At 74.0% G+C, this 635-nt stretch carries 1 protein-coding gene; it reads right to left on the reverse strand.

The window, feature by feature from the left end:
* Positions 1–635, reverse strand: a 635-nt coding sequence (locus GH736_RS23965) for an ATP-binding cassette domain-containing protein (RefSeq protein ID WP_159607602.1), incomplete at both ends; no start/stop codon positions are given.

Genomic DNA, 635 nt, shown 5'->3' on the forward strand with positions numbered 1-635 from the left:
GCCGTGGGCTCGTCGAGCACGAGCACCGGGAAATCGGCGAGCATCGCCCTCGCGAGCGCGAGGCGCTGGGCCTGTCCGCCCGACACGAGGGCGCCGCGCTCCCCCACCCGGGCGCCGAGGCCGCCGCGCTCATCGAGCCACTCGCGCAAGCCCACCCGCTCGAGCACGTCGAGCAGGTCGTCGTCGGTCGCGGTCTCGCGGGCGAACAGCAGGTTCTGGCGCACGTCCTCGTCGAAGAGCCACGGTCGCTGCTCGACCAGGCCGATCATGCGGCGCACGGCGTCAGGTTCCAGGTCGGATGCCTCGACGCCGCCGATCCGGTACGACCCCCCGTACGCGAGGAACCGCACGAGCACGTGTGCGAGCGTCGTCTTCCCGGAGCCCGAACCGCCGCGTACGAGCAGCCGCTCCCCCGGCGCGATGGTCAGGTCGAGTCCATCGAGCGCGGGAGCGACCGATGCCACGGCGAGCCCGTCGCTCTGAGCACGGGACTCCGTGATCGCGGGCCAGCGGGCCCGGAGGTGGCGCAGCTCGATCGTCGGCGGCAGGAACTTCGGCGGGGCGACGGATCGTGCGGGCGGAACCGGGATCTCGGGTGGCGCCGTGCGCGGTACGGCGTGCGCCACCCGCTCGGC

Origin of the sequence: Agromyces humi, assembly GCF_009720255.1 — a bacterium.
GTDB lineage: Bacteria > Actinomycetota > Actinomycetes > Actinomycetales > Microbacteriaceae > Agromyces > Agromyces humi.